The 5389-nt window shown below is 52.4% G+C and carries 2 tRNA genes and 3 rRNA genes; all 5 read right to left on the bottom strand.

Annotated elements, in window-relative coordinates:
* Positions 1-56: 56 nt before the first annotated feature.
* Positions 57-172: ribosomal RNA gene (rrf, locus tag SZ55_RS04290) — 5S ribosomal RNA — on the bottom strand.
* Between the two features lie 122 nt (positions 173-294).
* Positions 295-3186, bottom strand: a 23S ribosomal RNA gene (locus SZ55_RS04285).
* Between the two features lie 224 nt (positions 3187-3410).
* Positions 3411-3486, bottom strand: a tRNA-Ala gene (locus SZ55_RS04280).
* 26 nt (positions 3487-3512) lie between these two features.
* Positions 3513-3589: transfer RNA gene (locus SZ55_RS04275), tRNA-Ile, on the bottom strand.
* Positions 3590-3682: 93 nt separating this feature from the next.
* A 16S ribosomal RNA gene (locus SZ55_RS04270) occupies positions 3683-5218 on the bottom strand.
* Together the 16S, 23S and 5S rRNA genes with 2 tRNA genes alongside form the textbook arrangement of a ribosomal RNA operon.
* Between the last annotated feature and the right edge of the window lie 171 nt (positions 5219-5389).

Below are 5389 nucleotides of genomic sequence, written 5' to 3'. Positions count from 1 at the left end.
TCCGCGCAAAGTCAAACCCCCGATCATCTTTCGATGATCGGGGGTTTGGTATAGGTGCTTGACGATGACCTACTCTCACATGGGGAAACCCCACACTACCATCGGCGATGCATCGTTTCACTACTGAGTTCGGGATGGGATCAGGTGGTTCCAACGCTCTATGGTCGTCAAGCAATTCTTTAGGGTGATCGTCGAGACGCTCACCCGAATTCGGGTATGTGACAGCAATTTGCGGTTCAATCGAACTTTCGGTTTGTCGACTTCACCAACAACACCAGATTGTTTGGGTGTTATATGGTCAAGCCTCACGGGCAATTAGTATTGGTTAGCTCAACGCCTCACAGCGCTTACACACCCAACCTATCAACGTCGTAGTCTTCGACGGCCCTTTAGGGGATTCAAGATCCCAGTGAGATCTCATCTTGAGGCGAGTTTCCCGCTTAGATGCTTTCAGCGGTTATCTCTTCCGAACATAGCTACCCGGCAGTGCCACTGGCGTGACAACCGGAACACCAGAGGTTCGTCCACTCCGGTCCTCTCGTACTAGGAGCAGCCCCTCTCAAATCTCAAACGTCCACGGCAGATAGGGACCGAACTGTCTCACGACGTTCTAAACCCAGCTCGCGTACCACTTTAAATGGCGAACAGCCATACCCTTGGGACCGGCTTCAGCCCCAGGATGTGATGAGCCGACATCGAGGTGCCAAACACCGCCGTCGATATGAACTCTTGGGCGGTATCAGCCTGTTATCCCCGGAGTACCTTTTATCCGTTGAGCGATGGCCCTTCCATACAGAACCACCGGATCACTAAGACCTACTTTCGTACCTGCTCGACGTGTCTGTCTCGCAGTCAAGCGCGCTTTTGCCTTTATACTCTGCGACCGATTTCCGACCGGTCTGAGCGCACCTTCGTACTCCTCCGTTACTCTTTGGGAGGAGACCGCCCCAGTCAAACTGCCCACCATACACTGTCCTCGATCCGGATTACGGACCAGAGTTAGAACCTCAAGCATGCCAGGGTGGTATTTCAAGGATGGCTCCACGAGAACTGGCGTCCTCGCTTCAAAGCCTCCCACCTATCCTACACAAGCAGGCTCAAAGTCCAGTGCAAAGCTACAGTAAAGGTTCACGGGGTCTTTCCGTCTAGCCGCGGATACACTGCATCTTCACAGCGATTTCAATTTCACTGAGTCTCGGGTGGAGACAGCGCCGCCATCGTTACGCCATTCGTGCAGGTCGGAACTTACCCGACAAGGAATTTCGCTACCTTAGGACCGTTATAGTTACGGCCGCCGTTTACCGGGGCTTCGATCAAGAGCTTCGCTTGCGCTAACCCCATCAATTAACCTTCCGGCACCGGGCAGGCGTCACACCCTATACGTCCACTTTCGTGTTTGCAGAGTGCTGTGTTTTTAATAAACAGTCGCAGCGGCCTGGTATCTTCGACCGGCATGGGCTTACGGAGTAAATCCTTCACCCTCACCGGCGCACCTTCTCCCGAAGTTACGGTGCCATTTTGCCTAGTTCCTTCACCCGAGTTCTCTCAAGCGCCTTGGTATTCTCTACCCAACCACCTGTGTCGGTTTGGGGTACGGTTCCTAGTTACCTGAAGCTTAGAAGCTTTTCCTGGAAGCATGGCATCAACCACTTCGTCATCTAAAAGATAACTCGTCATCAGCTCTCGGCATTGAGCGCCCGGATTTTCCTAAGCACCCTGCCTACCACCTTAAACTTGGACAACCAACGCCAAGCTGGCCTAGCCTTCTCCGTCCCTCCATCGCAGTAACTAGAAGTACGGGAATATTAACCCGTTTCCCATCGACTACGCTTTTCAGCCTCGCCTTAGGGGCCGACTCACCCTGCGTCGATTAACGTTGCGCAGGAACCCTTGGTCTTTCGGCGTGGGTGTTTTTCACACCCATTGTCGTTACTCATGTCAGCATTCGCACTTCTGATACCTCCAGCGAGCTTCTCAACTCACCTTCACAGGCTTACAGAACGCTCCTCTACCGCGTCACTTACGTGACACCCGCAGCTTCGGTGTGTGGTTTGAGCCCCGTTACATCTTCCGCGCAGGCCGACTCGACTAGTGAGCTATTACGCTTTCTTTAAAGGATGGCTGCTTCTAAGCCAACCTCCTAGCTGTCTAAGCCTTCCCACATCGTTTCCCACTTAACCACAACTTTGGGACCTTAGCTGGCGGTCTGGGTTGTTTCCCTTTTCACGACGGACGTTAGCACCCGCCGTGTGTCTCCCACGCTCGGCACTTCCAGGTATTCGGAGTTTGCATCGGTTTGGTAAGTCGGGATGACCCCCTAGCCGAAACAGTGCTCTACCCCCTGGAGTGATACGTGAGGCGCTACCTAAATAGCTTTCGAGGAGAACCAGCTATCTCCGAGCTTGATTAGCCTTTCACTCCGATCCACAAGTCATCCGCTACCTTTTCAACGGGAGTCGGTTCGGTCCTCCAGTCAGTGTTACCTAACCTTCAACCTGCTCATGGATAGATCGCCCGGTTTCGGGTCTATACCCAGCGACTAAACGCCCTATTAAGACTCGCTTTCGCTACGCCTCCCCTATTCGGTTAAGCTCGCCACTGAATATAAGTCGCTGACCCATTATACAAAAGGTACGCAGTCACCTAACAAAGTAGGCTCCCACTGCTTGTACGCATACGGTTTCAGGTTCTATTTCACTCCCCTCTCCGGGGTTCTTTTCGCCTTTCCCTCACGGTACTGGTTCACTATCGGTCAGTCAGTAGTATTTAGCCTTGGAGGATGGTCCCCCCATGTTCAGACAAAGTTTCACGTGCTCCGTCCTACTCGATTTCACTTCCAGGACCCTTTCGCGTACGGGGCTATCACCCACTATGGCCGCACTTTCCAGAGCGTTCCGCTAAAATCCAAGAAGCTTAAGGGCTAATCCCCGTTCGCTCGCCACTACTAAGGGAATCTCGGTTGATTTCTTTTCCTCAGGGTACTTAGATGTTTCAGTTCCCCTGGTTCGCCTCTTGCACCTATGGATTCAGTACAAGATACCTAGGTTATCCTAGGTGGGTTCCCCCATTCAGAGATCTCCGGATCAAAGTCTGTTTGCCGACTCCCCGAAGCTTATCGCAGGCTACCACGTCTTTCATCGCCTCTGACTGCCAAGGCATCCACCGTATGCGCTTCTTCACTTGACCATATAACCCCAAGCAATCTGCCAGTGGTCATGGTGTGAAGACGACATTCGCCGAAAATTCGCGCTTGAACTCGCAAATTTTGCCTTGAGTTGCTGAGTGCAGTGAAACACTCAACAAGTCACTTCTATCACATACCCAAATTTTTAAAGAACGTTCTGGCGCAAAGACCAGAAATCAATACCTGAACCAGGTACTCATTTCTGAGCTTTCAGCGATTGTGTGGATGGTGGAGCCAAGGAGGATCGAACTCCTGACCTCCTGCGTGCAAAGCAGGCGCTCTCCCAGCTGAGCTATGGCCCCTTCAGACCTGCTGCGCCCTCGACAATTGGTGGGTCTGGGCAGATTCGAACTGCCGACCTCACCCTTATCAGGGGTGCGCTCTAACCAACTGAGCTACAGACCCAATCGTCACACTTTCGGGTCTAAACCCAATCGCTTTTCGCAAGTGAATCAAGCAATTCGTGTGGGAGCTTATGAAGAAGCTGATGTCTTCGATTAAGGAGGTGATCCAGCCGCAGGTTCCCCTACGGCTACCTTGTTACGACTTCACCCCAGTCATGAATCACTCCGTGGTAACCGTCCTCCTTGCGGTTAGACTAGCTACTTCTGGAGCAACCCACTCCCATGGTGTGACGGGCGGTGTGTACAAGGCCCGGGAACGTATTCACCGTGACATTCTGATTCACGATTACTAGCGATTCCGACTTCACGCAGTCGAGTTGCAGACTGCGATCCGGACTACGATCGGTTTTATGGGATTAGCTCCACCTCGCGGCTTGGCAACCCTTTGTACCGACCATTGTAGCACGTGTGTAGCCCTGGCCGTAAGGGCCATGATGACTTGACGTCATCCCCACCTTCCTCCGGTTTGTCACCGGCAGTCTCCTTAGAGTGCCCACCCGAGGTGCTGGTAACTAAGGACAAGGGTTGCGCTCGTTACGGGACTTAACCCAACATCTCACGACACGAGCTGACGACAGCCATGCAGCACCTGTGTCAGAGTTCCCGAAGGCACCAATCCATCTCTGGAAAGTTCTCTGCATGTCAAGGCCAGGTAAGGTTCTTCGCGTTGCTTCGAATTAAACCACATGCTCCACCGCTTGTGCGGGCCCCCGTCAATTCATTTGAGTTTTAACCTTGCGGCCGTACTCCCCAGGCGGTCGACTTATCGCGTTAGCTGCGCCACTAAGATCTCAAGGATCCCAACGGCTAGTCGACATCGTTTACGGCGTGGACTACCAGGGTATCTAATCCTGTTTGCTCCCCACGCTTTCGCACCTCAGTGTCAGTATCAGTCCAGGTGGTCGCCTTCGCCACTGGTGTTCCTTCCTATATCTACGCATTTCACCGCTACACAGGAAATTCCACCACCCTCTACCGTACTCTAGCTCAGTAGTTTTGGATGCAATTCCCAGGTTGAGCCCGGGGCTTTCACATCCAACTTGCTGAACCACCTACGCGCGCTTTACGCCCAGTAATTCCGATTAACGCTTGCACCCTTCGTATTACCGCGGCTGCTGGCACGAAGTTAGCCGGTGCTTATTCTGTTGGTAACGTCAAAACAGCAAGGTATTAACTTACTGCCCTTCCTCCCAACTTAAAGTGCTTTACAATCCGAAGACCTTCTTCACACACGCGGCATGGCTGGATCAGGCTTTCGCCCATTGTCCAATATTCCCCACTGCTGCCTCCCGTAGGAGTCTGGACCGTGTCTCAGTTCCAGTGTGACTGATCATCCTCTCAGACCAGTTACGGATCGTCGCCTTGGTGGGCCATTACCCCACCAACTAGCTAATCCGRCCTAGGCTCATCTGATAGCGTGAGGTCCGAAGATCCCCCACTTTCTCCCGTAGGACGTATGCGGTATTAGCGTTCCTTTCGAAACGTTATCCCCCACTACCAGGCAGATTCCTAGGCATTACTCACCCGTCCGCCGCTGAATCATGGAGCAAGCTCCACTCATCCGCTCGACTTGCATGTGTTAGGCCTGCCGCCAGCGTTCAATCTGAGCCATGATCAAACTCTTCAGTTCAATACTGCTTGGGTTTTGAGAAAACCCTAAACTTGGCTCAGCAATCGCAAATAAACTCTCGAATTCACGAGTGTTACTTGTGTTGCTGATAATCAGTCGACTACCAGTCTTACATCACAAGCACCCACACGAATTGCTTGATTCAAATTTTTAAAGAGCGTTTCGATCAAG

This window comes from Pseudomonas sp. FeS53a (assembly GCF_000931385.1).
Classification (GTDB): domain Bacteria; phylum Pseudomonadota; class Gammaproteobacteria; order Pseudomonadales; family Pseudomonadaceae; genus Metapseudomonas; species Metapseudomonas otitidis.
This window is presented reverse-complemented; position numbering and strand designations above follow the sequence as displayed.